This window comes from Bifidobacterium callitrichos DSM 23973 (assembly GCF_000741175.1).
GTDB lineage: Bacteria > Actinomycetota > Actinomycetes > Actinomycetales > Bifidobacteriaceae > Bifidobacterium > Bifidobacterium callitrichos.
Window position 1 is genome coordinate 55,237 of record NZ_JGYS01000015.1, and the last position, 21,556, is coordinate 76,792.

Genomic DNA, 21,556 nt, shown 5'->3' on the forward strand with positions numbered 1-21,556 from the left:
TGCCGCACGCATCCATGCCATTTCCAATCATGAAGGACAACAATGATGTTCAAGCGTTTGTGGAAGAAATATCTGGCCGCGGTGATGGCGACCGTCGCGCTGACCGTATCCGCCGCATGCGGCAGTTCGGTGGGTGCCTCGGATGCGCCGGTCGTGCCCGCCGACGGCGACGTGACCATCCGCCTCAACTGGTGGGGCGGCGACGCCCGCATCAAGGCCACCGAGGAGGCGGTCAAGGGCTTCGAGAAGGAGCATCCGAACATCCACGTCGATATGGAATACTCCGACTGGACCGGCTACTGGGACAAGCTCGCCGTCCAATCCGCCGGCGGCAACGCCCCGGACGTCATGCAGATGGACGAGCTCTATCTCGCTTTCTATGGGTCGATGGGCTCCCTGCTCGACCTCGGCAAGACGTCGAAGTACTTGGATCTCGGCACAATGGATGCATCCTTGAAGCAGATGGGACAGGTCGAGGGCAAGCAGGTCGCCGTCCCGATGACCACCGCCCAGTACGGCGTCATCGTCAACAACGACGTGCTCGACGAACTCGGACTCGCTCTGCCGGACACCGAGCGCTGGACATGGGACGAGTTCTCCGACTTCGCGCAACAGGTCGCCGAAAAGTCGAACGGCAAGGCCATCGGCTCGATCGCCCCGAACAACGGCTACGGACTGCAGCTGTGGGCCCGCCAGCATGGGGAGAAGCTGTTCGAAGGCAACCGCATCACGATCTCGCCCGAGACGCTGGCGTCGTTCCTCCAACTTCCCGCGGACTGGGCGAAGAACGGCATCGAAGGCAGCGCCGAACGATGGAGCGAGAACACCGCCGCGGCCATGAACGACAGTGATTTCGGCAAGGGCAGGCAGGCGATGATGATCACGCAGGCCACGATGATCACCCCGTACGCCCAGGCCGCCGGAACCGACAACATGACGCTCGTGCCGATGCCGCAGGTGGAACCCGGCGCGAAGACCATGTACCTCAAGCCCGGCATGTACTGGACGATCTCCTCGCAGTCTCAGCACCCGGCCGAGGCGGCCATGCTCGTCGACTATCTGCTCAACGACCGGTCGGCCGGTGAGATCCTCGGGACCGAACGAGGCATCCCCGCCAACAACGACATCCGCAGGTCGTTGGCCGATGAGGCGACCGGAACCGACCGCAAGGCGCTCGACTTCGTCGACAAGATCCAACCTACGTTGGGTGATTCCCCGGCGATCACACCGAACGGCGCCTCCGAACTCGACAAGACGATCGTGCGCTACCAGCAGGATGTCGTCTTCGGCAAGCGCAAGGCGCTGGACGCGGCCAAGGCGATGATCGCCGAACTGCAGGAGTCCATCGACTTCGCGTCGTGAGCGCCTGCGCGGGGCTCGCGACGCAGGGCTCAGACGCGGGCGCCGTCGTCGAACTCGTCCTCGCGGGTCTCCTTGTGACCCTTGTGCTGGACGATAAGCCCGGCGCCGCCGATCAGCACGCACAGGCCGAACACCGTGCCGAGGATGCCGGTGAGCGCGGGGACGAACACCGACCCGATGACGCCGGCAACGCCCGCGACGAGCAGGATCCAGAAGACGAGCTTCGTGCCCTTGACCGGTCCGATGCTGGGGTTCGGCGGCACGAAGTCATCGCCCTCCGCGTCCATCACGTCATCGGCGTCCAGCCAGCTGGAACCGGTGAAATCACGCGGCCCGTGGGTCGAACCGGTACGGGAGAAGGAGTCCGGGGCAAGGTCGCGCACATGCAGCAGCTGCTCCTTCTCCTGACGTTCGGCGTGCTTCTGGAAGCGTTTCGCATTGCGTGAGGAGGCCACGGCGGCGAGATCGTCCTTATGCTCGGCCTCGAACGCCGCCCACGCCTCGTCGAGATTGCCGAGGTCGGCCGGCTTCGTTGCCGGATCCTTCGCCTTTCCGCAGGCGGCATCGCCATCCGGCGCGGGGTTTGTGCGCTCGTCATCCGCGTTGGTATTGTTGAGATCAGTCATACCCATCACTCTAATCTGCCGCGGGTGTTTGCGCGGGGAGGGAAACGCAGTGCTCTACTGGTTCTTCGTCAAGGTCTTCGGTCCCATCGCACGTCATCATCTCGGCCCCACCGCCAAGGGTCTGGAGAACATCCCGCGCAAGGGCGGTGCGATCATCGCCGCCAACCATCTCGCCGTCATCGACGATGCGCTGATCCCGATCACCTGCCCGCGCATGGTGCATTTCATGGGCAAGGCCGAGTACTTCGAGGGCAAAGGCATCAAGGGCAAGTTCAAGAAGTGGTGGTTCACGTCCGTGGGCGTGTTCCCGGTGGACCGCTCCGGTGGCAACAAGTCGCTCGGCGCGCTCGAGCATGCACGTGAGATCATCGAGGACGGCCACCTGTTCGGCATCCACATCGAAGGCACCCGCAGCCCCGACGGTCGCCTGTACAAGGGACACACCGGCGTGGCGCGCCTCGCGCTCGAGACCGGCTGCCCGATCGTGCCGACCGCGCTCATCGGCTCGGACAAGCTCCAGCCCATCGGCACCACGATCCCGAAGAAGGGACGCACCCAGGTGATCTATGGCAAGCCGATCAAGGTCGAGAAGAAGGCCGCCGACGAGATCACGCATGACGACCTGCGCGCGTTGACCGACCATCTGACCGCCGAGATCCAGAAGCTCAGCGGTCAGGAGTACGTGCCCGAATACGCGCAGAAGGTCAAGGCCGAGCTCAAGGCCAAGCAGGAGGCCGAGGCGGCCAAGTCGGCCACCGAAACCGCGTAAGTAGGCATCGGCCGGCGAAGTCTGGACGCAGTTTGGACACAGCATGACGAAGGGCGGACCCTTGAAAGGTCCGCCCTTCGTCATGTGTCATACGACTCACGATTCAGCTCGCACGCCGGCTCATACGACCGTAAGCGTGACGACCGTCTTCTTGCCGTTCGTATCGCGCACGCGCACCTGCTGACCCGGGTTCGGGTCCTGCAGACGCACCGTGTGCGTCAGGTCGCCGAGCGGGGCGGTCTTCTGCACGTCCAATCCCAATGCCTGCAGCGTCTTGGCCGCATCGTCGTACGCCTGACCTCGCACGTCCGGTATCGTCACCATCTGCGGGCCCTTGGAGACGACCACGTCGACCGAATCGCCCCAGTGCAGCTGCGTGCCCTTCGCCACGGATGCGGAGATGATCTTGCCGGCCTCCACGGTGTCGCTGTACTGTTCGGAGTAGTTCGCCTTGAGCTTCAGATCGCCCAACGCCTGCGCGGCCTCGTCCTTGGAGCGGCCGACGATGTCGGGCATCTGCACCGGCATCGGGCCCTTCGACAGGGTCACCGTCACCTCGTCGTTGTGCTTGATCGTGGTTCCCGGATCGGGGGAGATGGACAGGGTCACGCCCTCGGGCAGCGTCTCCGAATAGGCGTCCTTCGACTCGTCATGTTTGACGTTCGTCAGTCCGGCGTTCTTCAACGCGTCCAACGGCGCCTTGCCGTTCGCCGAGTTCGGGTCGAGGATATCCGACGGGATCGTCGCCATCTTGACGCCCTTGGAGATCACCACGTTGAGCGTCTGCGTGTGGCGCTTGCTCACATGAGCATCCACCGTGGCGTCCGAACCGGCGAGTTTCGCGGAGATGATCGCCCCTTGGGCAACGGTGTCGCTGTAGTCCTCGGCGGTCGTATACGGGATTCCCGCCACCTTGAGCAGGCTTTCATAGGACTGCCATTTCGCGCCGGCGATCCTGCAGGCCTGACCCTCCGTGCAGCTCACATCGGCGGGCTTGGGCAGCGCCCAATAGCTTCCCGGGCCGAGGTAGTACCACCATGCTCCGGTTCCGCCGCCTGCGAGGGCGAGCGCCAGCAGCACCGCGATGGTGATGAGGATCGCCTTCTTCGGTCCCTTGCGGCGCTTGTCCTGTTTGGCGGGTGCCTCGGTGGAGGGGGTCGGGACTGCCGGCTCGGATTCATCTCCCATGGCGGGCATCGTGCGCGTGGCGCCGGTATCGGCCATCGGCGGCAGCATGCGCGTGGCGGCGGCCCCCATGGTCATGGTCGGCTGCGCGTTGTCCCCGTTGGTATCGGAGGCGTCGGAGGCGGCATCTGCGGGGGCGGTGGGGTGCGGCGGCATGGGTGAGGAGATCGAGGTGTGCGGGGGGTTCGCGGTGGCGGGGGCCGGGGGTATCAGCGGCAGTCGACGCGAACGAAGCGTGCTGGCGTCGATGTCCGAACCCGTGGAATCCGTCATACCGGCGGCGTTTTCGGATGCGGCGGTGCCTTCGGTCACGCCGGTGCCGGTGTCCTCCATGCCGGCGAGCATCGGTCCCTCGGGGGCCGGGTGCACGTCGGCGGCCGAGGCCGCGGGCCTGCGATACGCCCAGGCGTCCGCCGACAGCGTGCCTCCGATCCGACGCAGCTCGTCGAGCGCCGCGGCAGCGTTCGACGGCCGCTCCTCGATCGAACGGGCCGTCAGGTGCGCGATGAAGCGGGCCACGGACGGGTCTATGCCCGGGCACGGCACGGACACCGACGGCACGTCCTCGTGGACGTGCTTGAAGACGAGGGTGACGGGATTGTCCGAGATGAACGGCACCTCGCCGGCGAGCATCTCCCATGCCATGATGCCCACCGCGTACAGATCGCCCTGCGGGGTGGCCTCGTTGCGTTCGATGGTCTCCGGCGGCAGATAGGCGGCCGTGCCGAGCAGCATGCCGGTGGAGGAGAGCGTCGCCTGGGACGTGGCCTTCGCCAGACCGAAATCGGTGATCTGCACGCGGCCGCGATCGTTGAGCATGATGTTCTCGGGCTTGATGTCGCGATGCACCACGTTCACGCGATGCGCGGAGGCGAGCCCGTCAAGCGTCTCGGCCACGATCCTGAGCGTCTCGCGTACGGTGAACGTGCCCTGCAGGTTCATCTCGTGCCTGAGGTTCACGCCATGCACGTACTCCATCACCAGATAGGCGAGGCCGTTGAACTCTCCCGTGTCGTATACCTGTACGATGTGCGGGTTCGCTATCTGCGCCGCCGAACGGGCCTCGCGCCTGAATCGTTCGATGAACTGGTCGCGGTGCGGCCCCTGCGCCAATTGCGTGTGCATGACCTTGATGGCCACCGTGCGGGCCAGACGCTCGTCGCGCGCCTCGTACACCGTGGCCATGCCGCCCTGCGCGATCCTGCGCACGATGCGGTAGCGTCCTTCGATCAACTGGCCTTCGGGCGCGTTTGCGGCTTCACTCATAGTGGTTATCGTAGATTCCTCGATGTGCTGGAAATGTCATGAACTACTTTACCGGCCGGCGACGTCCGGCACGAACATCGCGCACATGGCGGTCAGATCCGCCCTGCGATCCGCGTCCAGGCCGCTCGCGTCGATGGCATGGCTCGTCTGGTCCCACAACGCCGCGATGCGCGACTTCGAACGGTCGATGGCGCCTGTGGCGCCGAACAGCTCCATGGTTCTGCGCACGTCGTCCTGCGAGCGCGATTCCGCCTCGAACATCGAGATGAGCTCGGCGCGCCCGTCGGCGTCGGCCGCACCGATGGCGTCGGCCAGCAGCACCGTGCGCTTGCCCTCGCGGATGTCCCCGCCCACCGGCTTGCCGCTGGATCGGCTCGAACCGATGACGTCGATGAGATCGTCCTCCAGCTGGAACGCCAATCCCAGAGGTCGTCCGATCGCCGTCGCCGTGCGCTCGGCGTGTTGCGGGTCGCATCCCGATGCGAGCATCGCCAGACGCAGAGGGGCGATCGTCGTATAGCTTGCCGTCTTCCATCGGAACACGCCCAGTGACGCCTCGACCAGCGCATCGGGATCGTCGAGCGGGGCCTGCTCGACCGCAAGATCAAGCACCTGTCCGATCTCCACCTCGCGCTGCATGGTGAGGAACGCGTCGACCAGCTTCGCGGAGTTCGGCAGACTGTGCGCCGCCTCATTGGCGATGGCCACGCATGCGGTGGCCAGCAGGTCGCCGAGCATCAGTCCCAGACCGCGGCCGATGGCCCTGTCCCCGGTCCAATCCTCCAACGCCTTGTGTGCGCTGGGTCGACCGCGGCGAAGATCGGATTCGTCGATGATGTCGTCATGCACCAGCGCGGCCGTCTGGAACACCTCGATGGCGCACGCCATGTCCACCATCGCGTCACGGGTCCGTGGTTCGCCGCCGAACGCGTCGTACGCGGTCAGCGCCAGCAGCGCCCGCAGCCGCTTGCCGCCCTCGCTTGAGGACACGCCCTGGCGGACGACCTCATCCATCACCTTCCGGCATGCGTCGGGGATCTCCTCGCCGTCGGGAATTCCGGCCCGTCCCGCCACCAGGGCGGCGATACGGGGCTCGATCAGGGAACGGTCAACGTCGGTTCTGCACATGCCTCTAAGTTATCCACAATGCGCCATGATTACAAGAACCCGCTATTTCCAAGGTCTTTCGAGGCCTCATCCACAAAGGCGGGAGGTTATGGCGATCGGGCGTCGAACCATTGATACTTGGGGGCGCGGCCGTCGCGGACATGTCGTCGGTCGCATCCGACAACACGATCATCAAGGAGGATGACACAATGACCAACAGACATGGGAAATGCTGCGACGGCTTCGGCTTCGACGACATCGATGCCGACGGCATCGAGCCGGTCGACGACGCCTTCATCGAGGACATGACGGAGCATCTGCGCAGCTCCCGGCGCGAGCAGGGGCCGGAGATGGCCAACCGGCAGTGGATGAACGGTCCTCTCGACTTCTGGCTCGACCATCTCGACGACCACCGTGTCGACCATGACGAGGACGTTCTGGCGGCGCTGGCGGTGGGTATGGATGAATCGCTCTCGATCCGCGATGCGCTGCTTTTGTCCCTGATGCTCAGGCGGGGGGAGTGCGACCGGGACGTGCTGATGGACGTCATCGCCCGCCCGAGCACCCCCGAGGTGGCGACCACCGTCCGTGACATGATGTTCGACCTGTTCGACGACGATCGCGGTCCGGACGTCGAACGCTGCAGGACGGGGATCGCGATGTTCTCCTCGATGGGATTGATGATGCCCAGGCGTCTGACCGTACAGCCGCTGGCCTCGATCGCCTACATCCTGTGGTGGCTCGGGGATCGCAGGGCGCCGCTCTATGCGCTCCGCAGTCTCGCTGTGGACGACTCCTGCTCGCTGGCGGTGCTGGTGCTGACCGCCGTGAGCAAGGGCGCACGTCCACGGGGATGCGCATGCCCGTAGCGTGATCCCCTTCCGCGACCGCATCCGCCGCGTCGGTTAGGGCCGAATGGACGTTTCGGATCCGATCGGCGCGACGGATGCGGTTTTCTCTGCCCGGGAATAATCGTCCCTATGAGGTGGTTTACTCACATAGTTGACGATTTGCCCTTGCCATAAGTATGCCCATGTGGTATATGCGGCCGGGGCGAGGACCCGCGAGGAGGAAAGTTTGGCTACTACGAGCACGACGGCCGGCGACAAGACCGAGGACACCACGGACGAGACCAAGGCCGCCTCCGCCAAGAAAGCCAGCACCGCACGCAAGACAGCCGCAAGGAAGTCCACCGCGAAGAAGGCTGCGACCGGCAAGACGGCGGCGAAGGGCACGGCCAAGCGCGCCGGCCGCAAGAAGACGGAGAAGGCGGAGGAGCCCGTCAAGCCCGTGGATGGCGAGGAGCCCGTCGATCAGCTGGAGGATGACGAGGACGACGATCTCGAGGTCGACGACATCGACGACATCGACGAGGTCGACGGCGAGGACGTCGACGATCCGGACGTGGACGGGGATGACGAGGACTCCGACGACGAATCCGAGGATGACGAGGATGAGGACGACGACGAGGAGGACAAGCCCGAAGTCGTCGAGGAGCCCAAGCAGAAGGGCGCCTTCGTCGTGCGCGATGACGACGATGACGACGAGCCCCGCCGCCGCGGCAAGGCGGGCAACCCGAAGCGTCGCGTGATCACCGCCGGCGCCACCGCGGATCCGGTCAAGGACTACCTCAAGCAGATCGGCCGTGTGAACCTGTTGAACGCCGAGCAGGAGGTCGACCTGTCCGAGCGCATCGAGGCCGGCCTGTACGCCCAGCATCTGCTGGACACCGAGGGCGACAAGATGGACTTCAAGCGCAAGCGCGAGCTCAAGTGGGCCGCGAACGACGGCAAGAAGGCCAAGGACCACCTGCTGGAGGCCAACCTGCGACTGGTCGTCTCGCTCGCCAAGCGCTACACCGGCCGCGGCATGCTCTTCCTCGACCTCATTCAGGAGGGCAACCTCGGTCTGATCCGCGCGGTCGAGAAGTTCGACTGGAAGAAGGGCTTCAAGTTCTCCACGTACGCCACGTGGTGGATCCGTCAGGCCATCACCCGAGCCATGGCCGATCAGGCGCGCACCATCCGCGTGCCCGTGCACATGGTCGAGGTCATCAACAAGCTCTCGCGCGTGCAGCGCCAGATGCTGCAGGATCTGGGACGCGAGCCCACGCCGGACGAGCTGGCCCGCGAGCTCGACATGCCCGTCGAGAAGGTGCAGGAGGTGCAGAAGTACGGTCGTGAGCCGATCTCGCTGCACACCCCGCTCGGCGAGGACGGCGACTCCGAGTTCGGCGACCTCATCGAGGACACCGACGCCATCGCCCCGTCCGACGCCGTCGCGTTCTCCCTGCTGCAGGAGCAGTTCAAGAGCGTGCTGGAGACGCTCTCTCCGCGCGAATCCGGCGTCATCAAGATGCGCTATGGCCTGGAGGACGGCCAGCCCAAGACCCTCGACGACATCGGCCGCGTGTACGGCGTGACCCGCGAACGCATCCGCCAGATCGAATCGAAGACCATGTCGAAGCTGCGTCACCCGTCCCGCTCGCAGACCCTGCGCGACTTCCTTGACCAGTGAGTCGCCGGGCCAGACCTGTGAACGCAGTCAACTGCGGCATGTGACGACCTACTCATCCAGCCAACGGAAGGATTATGGCGAAAGAAGAATACGGCGCGAAGGATCTTGCCGTCCTCGAAGGGCTTGACGCGGTGCGCAAGCGTCCCGGCATGTACATCGGCACCACCGACAGCCAGGGCCTCATGCACTGCCTGTGGGAGATCATCGACAATTCGGTCGACGAGGCGCTGGCGGGGTTCTGCGACGACATCGTCGTGACCCTGCACACCGACGGATCGATCGAGGTAGCCGACAACGGTCGAGGCATCCCCGTCGACAAGGAGCCGAAGACCGGTCTGTCGGGCGTTGAGGTCGTCATGACCAAGCTGCATGCCGGAGCGAAGTTCGGCAGCTCCTCCTACAACGCGGTCGGCGGTCTGCACGGCGTCGGCTCGTCCGTCGTCAACGCGTTGAGCTCCCGTCTCGACGTGTACGTGGACCGTGAGGGACTGACGCATCACATGTCGTTCCATCAGGGACATCCCGGCGTCTACGCGGATGCCGACACCGAGCATCCCTCGCCGGATTCGCCGTTCAAGCGCACGCGCAAGAACCGTCCCACCGAGCTGGAGATCACGGGCAAGGTGCCCGCCAAGCGCACCGGAACGCGCATCCGCTACTGGGCGGACCCTGAGATCTTCAACAGCACCGCCGAGTTCTCCTACGAGCGGCTCATCGATCGCGTGCGCCAGACCAGCTTTCTTGTGCCCGGACTCAAGATCACCGTCATCGACGAGAACGTGCCGGCCACCGGCGACGCATCCGTCGACGAGATGCTTGAAGTCGACGGGGATGAGGTTTCGGACGGCACCCCGATCGCGGACGAGCAGGCCGAGACACCGGAACCGGATAGCGCCGTCGTGCCGCAGGGCGTGGCCGTCGCCAAGGCCGACGCGGCGAACCGCACGCACGCACGCGTCGAGGAGTTCCGCCACACCGGCGGCGTGAAGGACTTCGTCGACTTCCTGTCGCACGGCGAACCCGTGAGCGACATCTGGCGCATCCAGGGTGAGGACACCTACGAGGAGGAGACGCAGAGCGTCGGCGAGAACGGCGAGCTGCACGCGCAGAAGGTCACCCGCACCTGCGGCGTCGACATCGCGCTGCGCTGGGTCAACGGATACGACACCACCATCCGCAGCTTCGTGAACATCATCGAGACCCCGGGCGGCGGCATGCACGTCGACGGCCTCATGAACTCGGTCACCAGACAGGTACGCAAGGCCGTCGAGGCGAACGCCCGCAGGCTCAAGGTGAACCTCAGGGATTCCAACATGCGCGTCGAACGCGACGACATCATGGCGGGTCTCGTCGCCGTCGTCACGGTGCGCATCGCCGAACCGCAGTTCCAGGGGCAGACCAAGGACGTGCTCGGCACCGCTCAGGTCAAGCCGATCGTCACGCGCATGGCCGACAGCCAGTTCGGCGAGATGATCTCCGGATCCAAGCGCGGCTACAAGGAGCAGTCCGGCCGCGTGCTCGAGAAGATCGTCGGAGAGATGCACGCCCGCGTCCAGTCGCGCAAGGCCAAGGAGGTGACGCGTCGCAAGAACGCGCTCGAATCCGCATCCATGCCATCCAAGCTGTCCGACTGCCAGCCGGGCAATGATGATGTGGCCGAACTGTTCATCGTCGAGGGTGATTCCGCACTCGGCACCGCCAAGGCCGCCCGCAACTCGGGCTTCCAGGCGTTGCTGCCGATCCGAGGCAAGATCCTCAACGTGCAGAAGGCGTCGATCACGCAGATGCTGTCGAACAAGGAGTGCGCGGCCATCATCCAGGTGGTGGGCGCGGGCAGCGGACAGAGCTTCGACATCGAACAGTCCCGCTACCACAAGGTCATCATGATGACCGATGCCGATGTGGATGGCGCGCATATCCGCATTCTGCTGCTCACCCTCTTCTACCGCTATATGCGCCCGCTCATCGAGCACGGCTACGTGTACGCGGCCGTGCCGCCGCTCCACCGCATCGCGCTGGCCGGCTCGCACAAGGGCGAGTACATCTACACGTACTCCGACGACGAGCTCGAGGGCAAGCTCGCCGATCTGGATAGCAGGCGCATCTCCTACAATCCCGACATCCAGCGCTACAAGGGTCTGGGCGAGATGGACGCCGATCAGTTGGCGGACACCACGATGGACCCGCGCACGCGCATGCTGCGCCGCATCCGCATGGAGGACGCCGCGCAGGCCGCCGAGATCTTCGATCTGCTCATGGGTGACGATGTGCCGCCTCGCAAGGCGTTCATCGTCGAGAACGCCGACGACTTCGATCGCTCCAAGATCGACACCTGATCGATTCCCGATCGATTCCCCCGATCGCCTTGCGGCATCGCCCTGCCGGAGGGCGATCGGGGTTCGTCCGCCCTCGCGGAGAGGACTATGCTGTAGCACGTGAACATCGTGATGAACAATACGGCAGCGTCCGCCGCGAAGGGCGTTGAACGACCGCAGATGCCGCAGGCCATCCGTGAACGGCTGCTCGCCCTTGGAGGCGGCGAACCCGTCGCCGTGGTCGGGTCGATGAACGCGGACTACACGGTCGCCACACGGCGTCTGCCTCAGCCCGGCGAGACGGTCGCGGGAGGCGTCCTCAAGATCCTGCCCGGCGGCAAGGGCGCGAACCAGGCGGCCAGTGCGGCGCGTCTGGGGGCGAACGTACGTATGTACGGCGCGGTCGGCGATGATTCGAATGCCGAATTCCTGCTCAGCAGGCTCGATGACGCCGGTGTGGACACCTCCGAGATCCTGCACGCCGAAGGGGCGAGCGGCACCACGGTCATCACCGTGGACGCCGAAGGTGAGAACACCATCGTCTATTCTGCGGGTGCGAACGGCAAGGTCAGCGCCGGATACGTGCAGGCGCACGGCGACGGCCTGGCCGAGGCGCGCGTGCTCGGTCTGTGCCTCGAAAGCCCGCTGACCACCGTGATCGCCGCCGCGAGAATGGCTCACGACAGCGGAGTGACCGTCCTGCTCAACGAATCCCCGTTCCTCCCCGAACTGCCGCACGAGCTCGTCGAAGCCACCGACATCCTGCTCGTCAACGAACACGAGGCGGCGTTGCTGCTCGAGCTCGATCCTCCCGCCGATGGAGACTGGGGAGAGCTGGACTGGTCCGACGTGGTTGAGCGCTTCTCCGACTACGGGTTCGATCGGGCGATCGTCACGCTCGGTGCGGAGGGTTCCATCGTCGTCGACGACGGGCACTGGCATCGCGTGTCCGCCGCGAGGATCGACGCGGTGGACACCACCGGCTGTGGTGACTCGTTCATGGGCACGATCCTCGCCGGACTCGCAGCCGGATACACGCTACTGCAGTGCGCGCAGATCGCCTCGTACGTGGCCGCATTCGCCGCCACCAAGCTCGGCGCGCAATCCTCCTACGGCACGGCCGTCGAGATCGCCGACTACTTCGCAGCCTGAATCCAGCGCGATTCGTCGGGCGTCATCATCGCCCGGCGTGTTATCCCCGGCCCTCCGTAGTATGTACGACCGTACGCATCGTGTTGTGCATATCACATTCTCAACCTTGAAGGAGGGCCGATGGCAAGCCTGCTGCTCGCCGTGATCTATCTGTCGTTCATCAGCCTCGGGCTGCCCGATGCGTTGCTCGGCGCCGCATGGCCGACCATGAGCCAGGATCTCGGGGCGCCAGTCTCATGGGCCGGCGGCATCTCCATGACGATCTCCGCGGCGACCATCTGCTCGGCGCTGATGAGCGACCGCATGACCCTGCGCTTCGGGGCGGGCCGCGTCACCGCCGTGTCGGTCGGTCTCACCGCCGCTGCGCTGATGGGATTCTCGATCGCGCCGAACTACTGGACGCTCATCGCGCTCGCCATCCCGTACGGACTCGGCGCAGGCGGCGTGGACGCGGCGCTCAACAACTACGTCGCCATCCACTACGAAAGCCGACACATGAGCTGGCTGCACTGCATGTGGGGCGTGGGCGCGCTCACCGGCCCGTACGTGATGGGCTACGCATTGTCCCACGGACAGGGGTGGCCGTGGGGCTACCGGTACATCGGATTCATCCAGATCGCACTGACCGCCATCGTCATCATCAGCCTGCCCCTGTGGAAGGCGCGCAGAAGGCCGCAGACGACCGTTTCGACCGCCGCATCGGATGCGAACGGCGAACCCCGCAAGCCGCTCGGCATCAAGGGGGTGGTCGCCATCAAGGGCGCGAGCGAGATCCTGCTCATGTTCCTGTGCTACTGCGCCATCGAATCCACCTGCATGCTCTGGGGATCGACCTACATGGTCATGGGGCACGGCATCGGCAAAGCCGAAGCCGCCAGCTGGATCAGCCTGTTCTTCATCGGCATCACCGTCGGCCGAGCCTTAAGCGGATTCCTCACCATGCGTCTCGCCGACCATCAGATGATCCGCCTCGGACAGGCGCTCATCCTCGCCGGAATCGTCATCATGCTCCTGCCTCTGCCGCACCACATCGGCGTATTCGCGGGACTGACGATCATCGGACTCGGCTGCGCCCCCGTCTACCCCTGCATCATCCACTCCACGCCCGCCTACTTCGGCGAGGAGAACTCACAGGCCATCGTCGGCGTGCAGATGGCATGCGCCTACGTCGGCACGATGCTCATGCCGCCGCTGTTCGGACTCATCGCCCAATACATGACGGTCGACCTGTTCCCGTGCTTCCTGCTCGTCTTCCTCGCGCTGATGGTCGCCATGCACGAATCGCTGCGCCGCAAACGAGGCTGATCCGAGAGGGGCGCGAATCCCGCGAGGGAGAGTGTCGGCACGTCGCGGCCGCGAGCCATAATCGAACATATGTGCGAATGTCTGGCGTCGTTCTCGAAACCCACACGGGAGTGGTTCCGACATGCCTTCGATGCGCCCACCGAGGCGCAACGCGAGGCATGGCCAGCCATCCGATCCGGCGCCAACACGCTCGTCATCGCGCCCACCGGATCCGGCAAGACCCTGTGCGCGTTCCTCTCCGCCATAGACCGCCTCATGACGGATCGGAACGACATCGGCGCGGGCGCCTCCGGCAAGCGCCCACGCGGCGTCAGAATCCTCTACATCTCCCCGCTCAAGGCGCTCGCCGTCGACGTCGCGAAGAACCTCGAAGCGCCTCTCGACGGCATCGCACGCCAATGCGAGACGATGGGACTGGCCGCGCCATCCATCCGCGTGGCCACCCGCAGCGGGGATACCACGCCCAAGGAACGCCGCGCCATCGCCACGCATCCGCCGGACATCCTCGTCACCACACCGGAGTCGCTGTATCTCATCCTCACCTCGAAAGCGCGGCGCATCCTCAGGACCGTCGACACCGTCATCGTCGACGAGGTCCATGCGCTCGCCGGAACCAAGCGCGGCGCGCATCTCGCCCTGAGCCTCGAACGTCTCGACGACCTCATCGCCGGAACGGAACGGGACCCGCGCGCGTCCGACCGCGTGACCGCCGTACGGCCCGCGCAGCGCATCGGCCTGTCCGCCACGGTGAATCCTCCCGCCGAGGCCGCACGGTTCCTCGGCGGATCGCGTCCGGTCACCATCGTCAACCCGGGCTCGCGGCCGCAGATGGACCTGAAGGTCGTCGAGCCTCTGGCGGACATGCGTGATCTGCAATCCGCGAACGTCCCGCACCGTGCCGGAGGCGTCGATCACGAATCCTCCACTGTCGGATATATCTCCGGCGTCACGCCGTCCATGCGGCGTCTTGCCGAACGCAAGGGACTCGTCGGCGATTCGTCTGCGATCATCGGCGCCTCCTCGGACCGCACATCCGGTTCGATCTGGCCGGTGGTCGAGGCGAGCGTCCTCGACGAGATCCTCGCACATTCGACCACGCTCGTGTTCGTCAACTCCCGTGGTCTTGCCGAAAAGCTCACCGCCCGTCTCAACGATCTGTACGCCGAACGTAGGGGAGGCGGGGGAGGCGGAAAGTCCGGAAGCGGGGACAAGGCGTCGCCGGAGGGGCGTGAGGGATTCGCGCCCCATTACGACGCCGTGGTCGGTTCGACCACGATGCTTGTCGGATCGCACGGTCCGGATGACGTGATCGCGATGGCGCATCACGGATCCGTGTCGAAGGACCGGCGCAAGCAGATCGAGGAGCGTCTCAAACGCGGCGAGCTGCGCTGCGTGGTCGCGACCAGCAGCCTCGAGCTCGGCATCGACATGGGATCGGTGGATCTGGTCATCCAGATCTCGCCGCCGTTGTCCGTCGCATCCGGGCTGCAGCGCGTTGGCCGCGCCGACCATCGTGTGGGCGGCGTCTCGCATGCCCTGTTCTACCCGTTGACGCGTGAGCAGATCGTCGGTGTGGTGGCCAGCATCGAAAGCATGCGCGCAGGGGATATCGAACCTCTGGCCGTGCCACGCAATCCGCTCGACATCCTCGCCCAGCAGACCGTGGCCGCCGCGTCGATGGACGACCTCAATCCGGACGCATGGTATGCGACGGTACGTCGTGCCGCACCGTTCGTCTCCCTCGAACGGGACATGTTCGACGCGGTCATGGGCATGATGACCGGCGCATACGACACCGAGGAGTTCTCGGCGTTCCGGCCGCCGCTCATGTGGAATCATGAGGCCGACCTCATCTCCGCCCGACCCGGAGCCCAACGCCTCGCCGTCACCTCCGGCGGCACCATACCCGACCGTGGCCTGTACACGGTGGTCCTGCCCGAGGCCGACGCCGGCAGGGGGCAGCGCCGGGTCGGCGAACTCGACGAGGAGATGGTCTACGAGTCACGCGTCGGCGACATCATCACCCTCGGCACCTCCACGTGGCAGATCCAGGAGATCACCCGGGATCGCGTCATCGTCACGCCGGCACCGGGCCGTACCGCACGCCTGCCGTTCTGGCACGGCGAGGAATCCGGACGCGACGCCGGATTCGGCCGTGCCAAAGGCCGGTTCCTACGCGAGACCGCATCCGGGCTTCGCTCCGCCGCCGCGGACGATGGCTCGCCCACGTTCGACCGTCATACCCTGAACCGGCTGCACGCCGATGGTCTTGACGACAACGCCGTATCCAACCTCGCCCGGCTGCTCGCCGAGCAGCGGACCGCCACCGGAGTCGTGCCGAACGATATGGCCATCGTCGTCGAACGATGCCCCGACGAGGAGGGCGACTGGCGCATCATCATCCACTCGCCGTACGGCCGACGCGTCCATGAACCCTGGTCGATGGCCGTCACCGCACGTCTCAAGGCGCGCTACGGCTTCGACGGACAGGCATACGCGGCGGACGACGGCATCGTCATCCGCCTGCCCGACGGCGTGGGCGAGATACCCCTTCGCGAACTGCTGCTGTTCGATCCGGATGATCTACAGCGACTCGTCGAAACGGGAGTGGGGGAGAGTGTACTGTACGCGGCCCGGTTCCGCGAATGCGCCGCCCGATCCCTGTTCTTGCCGCGCATCGAACCCGGCCGACGCGTGCCGTTATGGCAGCAGCGGCTGCGCGCCGCCCAACTGCTCAACGCCGCGCGCGTCAGACGCAACTTCCCGCTGCTGCTGGAAACCGCCCGCGAATGTCTGCAGGACGTTTACGACCTGCCCGCACTGCGCGAGCTCATGACCGCGCTCGCCTCCGATCGCATCGGACTGCGGATCGTGACGACGGATACCCCCTCGCCGTTCGCTGAGAACCTGCTGTTCGGCTTCGTCGGCTCGGTCATGTACCAGTACGACGTGCCGCAGGCGGAACGCGGCGTGCGACTGCTGTCCATGGACCCCGAAGTGCTGGAACGTCTGCTCGGTGTCACCGATATGGCCACCGTGCTCGACCCGGATGCCATCGCCGAAGTGGAGGGTCAGCTCGCGGGGCGCACCTTCTGGAACGACCTCGCGCCGGATGACGTGATGGGCCGCGTGACGCGTTACGCGAAGACGCACGGCCCGTTCACCGCACAACGGCTGATCGCCGATCTCGGCATCGACGCCGCCGAAGCCGTACATGCGCTCGACGAGCTCGCGGGGCGCGGCGAGATCCTGTCCGGACATTTCCTCGACAGTCTGTCGAGCGATGCGTCGCAATGGCTGCACAGGGATGTATTCCGCCGCATCCGTGCCCGCTCGCTGGCTAGGGCGCGTGCGGCCGTCGAACCCGTCGAACCGGCCGTATACCAGTCGTTCCTGCTGGAGCGTCAGGGTGTGGGGCCGGTCGGTGGCGAACAATACGAGGGCATCGACGGTCTGATGCGCGTCATCGAACAGCTCGAGGGAGTGGCGTTGCCCGCATCCGTGTGGGAGTCGAACGTGTTTCCCGCGCGTGTCGGCGGATACTCGCCCGCGATGCTCGACGAACTGCTCGCCGGCGGGGAGATCGTCTGGATCGGTTCCAAGACCGGCGGCACCAAGGCGTCGGAGCCCGGGCTCATCGCCTTCCACCCCGCGGATTCACCGCTCCTGACCGAAGCACTCAGCGAAGATGAAGGCGATGATGCAAAGGATCGCGCCGAGATGACGCTTCCCGAAGCGGTCCTCGACGTCCTCGCATCCGGCGGCGCCTACCACGCCTCTCAGCTCGCGACGATGGTACGGGAACGATGGCAGTCCGCCGATTCGCGACTCGTCGAAGTCGTGGACCCCGAAACCGGTGAGATTCTTGACGTACCCTCGTCGGATGCCTCGTCACGGCCATGGTCCGACGCCCAGTTCGAGGAGGCCCTGTGGTCACTGGTCTGGCAGGGCAGGGTCACGAATAGTTCGCTCGTGCCCGTGCGCGCATTGGCGGCGGGCGGGCGCAAGGTCCGCACGCCTGCCCGCGCGTCACGCCGCCGCATCCGCGTGCAGCCCCACATACCGATGACCATGAGCGGACTGTGGTCACAGGTCGGTGCCGCCGACACGATAGGGGACGACGGGACGAACGGAGACGATTCGCCCAACACTCCGGAGCGTCGCATGCTGGAACGAGTCGAGATCCTTCTCGACAGATACGGCGTCATCTGCCAGCCTGTGCTTGACAGGGAGGATATCCCCGGAGGATTCTCCGGACTGTACCCGGTGCTCAAGCGCATGGAGGAGCACGGGCGTCTCGCGCGAGGCATGTTCGTCAGAGGATTCGGCGCGGCCCAGTTCGCCGAACGGGACACCGTCGATGCGCTGCGGCGCATGGGGAAAACGGGGCAGACGGAAACCTCCTTGACCGCTTCGGATGACGGCCACGACGGACACATGCGTTCGGCCGTCGCGGTCAGCGTACTGGATCCGGCGAACTTGTACGGTTCCGCGATCGCATGGCCACCCGCGCCGAACGGCACCGGCAAACCGACCAGACGCGAAGGTGGCATCGTGGTACTTGCAGGCGGCGCACTCATCGCCTACGCCACACCCAGATCCAAGCACCTGACCGTGTTCGCCGACGCACCGGAGCACGACGACTCCGTTGCCGCCGAAACCTCCACCGAGAGGACCGACGATCAAGGCGGACAGACCCCCGGGCAGAGCCCGACGTTGCGCACGTCCCTTGCGGAACTGGCATACGCTCTGCGCCGCAACGGCCCCGGAACGGTCACCTTCGCCGATGTGAACGGCGAGCCGCTGAACGCTCACAACCCCTATACGCGGGTCCTGCATCAGGCCGGCTTCACACCGGTTCCTCAGGGGATGCGCCTGTACTGACATGAGGTCGTGCAGGGTCTGCGGCACAGCGCCTACAGCACGCGATACCAGTCGTCGCGCTTGGTCAGGGCAAGACCGGCGTTGCGCAGCTTGCGATCCAGTGATTCGACGCCTCGACGGACCAGCCCCTCCTGCGTGAAGTACGATCCGCCTGCGGAATGCTGCAATTCGTCGAGACCGACGAACCGTCCTCGCGCCCTCACCAGCGTCTCGAGGATGTCGAATTCCAAACGGGACAACGGCATCGCCTTGTGCGTACTGGCGAAATACGCCTTTCGACTCGTCAGATCCAACGTCAGATCGCCGCGGATCATCATCGTCTCCGGGCCGGCTCCTGCGGAATCACGCGCCAACAGTTCCACGTAGGAGAGCAGCTCCGTATCGGAGAACGGCAGTCGCAGCGTGGCATCCGGTTTCGCCGTGGCAATGGGCTGATCGGACGACTGATCGGACGGATGGCCATCTTCGTCGCCGGTCGAATCGAGGGCCGCATTGGCACGTGCGGAGGCCATACGTGCGGCATCGGCTGCGGTGCCACGCAGGGTGGTGGTGGCGAGCAGCAGGGTTCTGATCGACGGCTGTGCCGACTTTGCGGCCGCCACCAGATCCGTCGAACCGAGAATCGCGATGTCGAACGGCCTCTCATCCGGATCTGAGGCATGCTCGCGAAGAACCGAGATGACGGTTTCGGACGCCAAAGCGGGGGAGACCAGACTTTTCGGATCGATCGCCGTCACCGTATACCGGGCATTGCTGAGCGTCCCCTGAATCGCATGGGACAACGCCGTATTGCCTACCGCCACCAGAAGTCTCATGATTCGCCTCCTGCCGACCAGTGTAGTAGCCGTGATGTCGTCGCGGGGTCATAATCCCGTCTCTTCGGTCTCTCGCCATCGGCAGAGGACCATCAGCTGCGTATTGACTGCTTCAAGGCCGCCGAAATCCTGTACCGGCATGCGGCGGGCCGTGGTAACCCGATCGGCTGGCTCTGCCTTGGCTATGTGTACGCCTATGACCGGTGCGAGGGGGAGTACTATCGCTCGTATTTCGATACCTTCGGCGAAGTGCCGCCCAAGCCGGATACGGATGTATTGGCGTATGAGTGCTTCCGTCACGCAGCCGAAGCCGGTATCGCCGAAGGTTGCTACAAACTCGGTGATATGCTTTCCGAAGGCAGGGGATGCGAGATCGACTACGCCAAGGCTCTTGACATGTTCCTGAGAGCGTACCGATACGGTCGTGATGGTACGCCGCGCATCTGGGGGAGCGTAGCGCTACGTCTTGCACGGGCGTACGCAAACGCACGCGGATGTATGTTGGACTATGAGCGGGCGCTCCACTGGTATTCGATTGCGCGCACCGGTCTGGAACTGGAAGTGCGCGATGGTGGCTCAGTATACGACGCGAGGCTGTGGGAGGCCGAGGCCGGTGTCATGGATATGCGTCAGGCTCTTCGGTTGACAGGACGGTCGACGCAGGGAGCGAAACGAGTCACCGGAAGCTGATGCCTCCCTTGTGCCCGGTGGCCTTGAACGGCATGGCGCGTCGGCTGTTCCGGGCGAAGACCTTGGTATTGGCGGCGGATCCGGTGCTTTCAAGCCGTTTCGGTTTCGGCCACCTGTGTTCGTCATTCGGATATTCGTCATTCGGATACGAGGTGTCAGTTTTCTCTGTTTTCGTGGGTTTCATGGGTTTAGTGTAGTGTCGTTTCACGGCTTTTGTCGTTAAGGGTGGCCGTTTGGCCACTGATGACATGTTGGACGAATGCGCGGATGACGCCGAAGCCGGCGACTTCGGAGGTACTCCGGGGCCTGTGTGCTCAGGGCTGGTCGCTCCTGTTGCTTAGGCGGACGCGGTTTCTCGTACGTTTTCCTTCGTATCGATCCGGTTCAGTACAGCTCCTCGAAGATCTTGCGCACACGGGCTGCGTCGAGCGGCACGTAGTTGTTGCGCATGAGACGCCCCTGCGTGGTCATCACCCGTTCGGTGAACTCCGGCAGGTCCTCGCGGGTCACGCCGTACTCGTGCAGCGCCTTCTTCGGCAGCAGCTGGTTGATGAGTTTCTCCAACTCGTCGTACACGTCGGCCACGTTGCAGCCAAGCAGTCCGGCGAGCACGCCGTTGAGCTTCGCGATCTCCCCGTCCGGCTTGATCTCCATGTAGCTTCGCAGCACGCCGGTGAACATCGCATAGTTCGATTCGCCATGCGGCACATGGTACTTGCCTCCCAGCTGGTAGCTCAATGCATGCACGGCCGCGCAACCGCCGGTGTCGAAGCTGATGCCCGCGTAGTCGGAGGCGATGAGAAAGTCGTTCATCAGCTCGTTGCGCTTCACACGCCGGGCCTGCGCATCGCCGTCTGGACCGCCGGCGGCGACGATCGCCTGATAGCCGCTTACGATCATGCGCATTGCCTCATAGCCGAACAGACGCGTGTACGGTGTCGCGTTCGGTGACAGTGTGGATTCGACGGAATGCACGAGCGCGTCCAGTGAGCTCGTCATGAACACGTGGTCAGGCAGGCCGTACAGCAGCTCCGGGATGAGCACCGCATGGTCGGCGAACATTTGCGCGCTGGCGATGCCCGCCTTGCAGCCGAGACGTGTGCGGTTGATGGCCGCGATCTCGGTCACCTCGCTGCCCGTGCCGCAGGTGGTGGGTACGAGCACGAGTCCGACGGTACGCGTGAAGTCGGGCAGATGGTCGATGACCTCGTCGATCGACGCGCCACCGGCCACGGCCACGATCTTCGACATGTCCATCACCGCGCCGCCGCCGATCGCGACGATGCGGTCGTAGTCGAACGTCTTCGCATCGGTGATGATCGCATCGATCATCACATCGGTCGGCTCCTGATTGCCGTACTTGTCGACGAGCAGCACGTTCGCGCCATTCAGATACGGTTTCACGAACGCGTCATGGATCATGCCGATGGTGACGACCAGATCACGCGGTCCGAGTTCGAACTCCTCGGCGAACTCCTTGACCGTGGCGAACTGGTAGATGTCCTTCGGTCCTACGGTGAGCATCTTCATGGCTGAACCCGCCTTTCGCATATTTCGCGTATG

At 64.9% G+C, this 21,556-nt stretch carries 14 protein-coding genes; 9 read left to right on the forward strand and 5 right to left on the reverse strand.

Features of this window, described 5'->3' with window-relative positions:
* Window positions 1-42: 42 nt before the first annotated feature.
* Window positions 43-1,362: an ABC transporter substrate-binding protein gene (locus BCAL_RS08455; protein WP_043163843.1), complete on the forward strand. Its 1,320-nt coding sequence runs from the start codon at window positions 43-45 to the stop codon at window positions 1,360-1,362.
* 29 nt (window positions 1,363-1,391) lie between these two features.
* On the opposite strand, the gene BCAL_RS08460 is transcribed toward BCAL_RS08455, so the two are convergent.
* A complete protein-coding gene (locus BCAL_RS08460) occupies window positions 1,392-1,988 on the reverse strand; it encodes a hypothetical protein (RefSeq protein ID WP_043163846.1) in 597 nt (198 codons plus the stop codon).
* A 49-nt stretch (window positions 1,989-2,037) separates the two neighbouring features.
* Here BCAL_RS08460 and BCAL_RS08465 point away from each other — a divergent pair, with 49 nt between their 5' ends.
* A complete protein-coding gene (locus BCAL_RS08465) occupies window positions 2,038-2,757 on the forward strand; it encodes a lysophospholipid acyltransferase family protein (RefSeq protein ID WP_043163848.1) in 720 nt (239 codons plus the stop codon).
* A 120-nt stretch (window positions 2,758-2,877) separates the two neighbouring features.
* Here BCAL_RS08465 and BCAL_RS08470 read toward each other — a convergent pair whose 3' ends face one another.
* A complete protein-coding gene (locus tag BCAL_RS08470) occupies window positions 2,878-5,208 on the reverse strand; it encodes a protein kinase domain-containing protein (protein ID WP_043163850.1) in 2,331 nt (776 codons plus the stop codon).
* 48 nt (window positions 5,209-5,256) lie between these two features.
* Window positions 5,257-6,336, reverse strand: a complete 1,080-nt coding sequence (locus tag BCAL_RS08475; protein ID WP_043163852.1) for a polyprenyl synthetase family protein — start codon at window positions 6,334-6,336, stop codon at window positions 5,257-5,259.
* Between the two features lie 188 nt (window positions 6,337-6,524).
* On the opposite strand from BCAL_RS08475, the gene BCAL_RS08480 reads away from it, so the two are divergent.
* From BCAL_RS08480 to BCAL_RS08505, 6 genes are all read left to right on the forward strand, one after another.
* Window positions 6,525-7,184 (forward strand): DUF4192 domain-containing protein, encoded by a 660-nt coding sequence (locus BCAL_RS08480; protein WP_140444767.1) that lies wholly within the window; start codon window positions 6,525-6,527, stop codon window positions 7,182-7,184.
* A 208-nt stretch (window positions 7,185-7,392) separates the two neighbouring features.
* Window positions 7,393-8,832, forward strand: coding sequence for an RNA polymerase sigma factor (locus BCAL_RS08485; RefSeq protein WP_043163854.1), 1,440 nt, complete (start codon window positions 7,393-7,395; stop codon window positions 8,830-8,832).
* A gap of 74 nt (window positions 8,833-8,906) precedes the next feature.
* Complete coding sequence (locus BCAL_RS08490) at window positions 8,907-11,168, forward strand: DNA gyrase/topoisomerase IV subunit B (protein ID WP_043163856.1); 2,262 nt, start codon at window positions 8,907-8,909, stop codon at window positions 11,166-11,168.
* A gap of 159 nt (window positions 11,169-11,327) precedes the next feature.
* Window positions 11,328-12,299: a ribokinase gene (locus BCAL_RS08495; protein ID WP_043163981.1), complete on the forward strand. Its 972-nt coding sequence runs from the start codon at window positions 11,328-11,330 to the stop codon at window positions 12,297-12,299.
* 120 nt (window positions 12,300-12,419) lie between these two features.
* Window positions 12,420-13,604: an MFS transporter gene (locus BCAL_RS08500; RefSeq protein ID WP_043163858.1), complete on the forward strand. Its 1,185-nt coding sequence runs from the start codon at window positions 12,420-12,422 to the stop codon at window positions 13,602-13,604.
* 69 nt (window positions 13,605-13,673) lie between these two features.
* The gene (locus BCAL_RS08505; protein WP_043163859.1) at window positions 13,674-18,488 is read left to right on the forward strand and encodes an Lhr family helicase; all 4,815 of its coding nucleotides are present in this window, start codon (window positions 13,674-13,676) and stop codon (window positions 18,486-18,488) included.
* Window positions 18,489-18,520: 32 nt separating this feature from the next.
* Here BCAL_RS08505 and BCAL_RS12340 read toward each other — a convergent pair whose 3' ends face one another.
* Window positions 18,521-19,303 (reverse strand): response regulator transcription factor, encoded by a 783-nt coding sequence (locus BCAL_RS12340; protein WP_152600282.1) that lies wholly within the window; start codon window positions 19,301-19,303, stop codon window positions 18,521-18,523.
* 186 nt (window positions 19,304-19,489) lie between these two features.
* Between BCAL_RS12340 and BCAL_RS13790 the strand changes: the two genes are divergently transcribed.
* A complete protein-coding gene (locus tag BCAL_RS13790) occupies window positions 19,490-19,993 on the forward strand; it encodes a tetratricopeptide repeat protein (protein WP_223847509.1) in 504 nt (167 codons plus the stop codon).
* A gap of 384 nt (window positions 19,994-20,377) precedes the next feature.
* Here BCAL_RS13790 and BCAL_RS08525 read toward each other — a convergent pair whose 3' ends face one another.
* Entirely contained in the window at window positions 20,378-21,523 is a 1,146-nt protein-coding gene (locus BCAL_RS08525; protein WP_043163863.1) for a 4-hydroxybutyrate dehydrogenase, read from the reverse strand.
* Window positions 21,524-21,556: the final 33 nt, after the last annotated feature.

Coding starts and splice junctions, on each gene's coding strand:
- BCAL_RS08455 (WP_043163843.1), top strand. CDS start 43: ATGATGTTCAAGCGTTTGTGGAAGAAATATCTGGCCGCGGTGATGGCG.
- BCAL_RS08460 (WP_043163846.1), bottom strand. CDS start 1,988: ATGACTGATCTCAACAATACCAACGCGGATGACGAGCGCACAAACCCC.
- BCAL_RS08470 (WP_043163850.1), bottom strand. CDS start 5,208: ATGAGTGAAGCCGCAAACGCGCCCGAAGGCCAGTTGATCGAAGGACGC.
- BCAL_RS08475 (WP_043163852.1), bottom strand. CDS start 6,336: ATGTGCAGAACCGACGTTGACCGTTCCCTGATCGAGCCCCGTATCGCC.
- BCAL_RS08480 (WP_140444767.1), top strand. CDS start 6,525: ATGACCAACAGACATGGGAAATGCTGCGACGGCTTCGGCTTCGACGAC.
- BCAL_RS08490 (WP_043163856.1), top strand. CDS start 8,907: ATGGCGAAAGAAGAATACGGCGCGAAGGATCTTGCCGTCCTCGAAGGG.
- BCAL_RS08495 (WP_043163981.1), top strand. CDS start 11,328: ATGCCGCAGGCCATCCGTGAACGGCTGCTCGCCCTTGGAGGCGGCGAA.
- BCAL_RS08500 (WP_043163858.1), top strand. CDS start 12,420: ATGGCAAGCCTGCTGCTCGCCGTGATCTATCTGTCGTTCATCAGCCTC.
- BCAL_RS08505 (WP_043163859.1), top strand. CDS start 13,674: ATGTGCGAATGTCTGGCGTCGTTCTCGAAACCCACACGGGAGTGGTTC.
- BCAL_RS12340 (WP_152600282.1), bottom strand. CDS start 19,303: ATGAGACTTCTGGTGGCGGTAGGCAATACGGCGTTGTCCCATGCGATT.
- BCAL_RS08525 (WP_043163863.1), bottom strand. CDS start 21,523: ATGAAGATGCTCACCGTAGGACCGAAGGACATCTACCAGTTCGCCACG.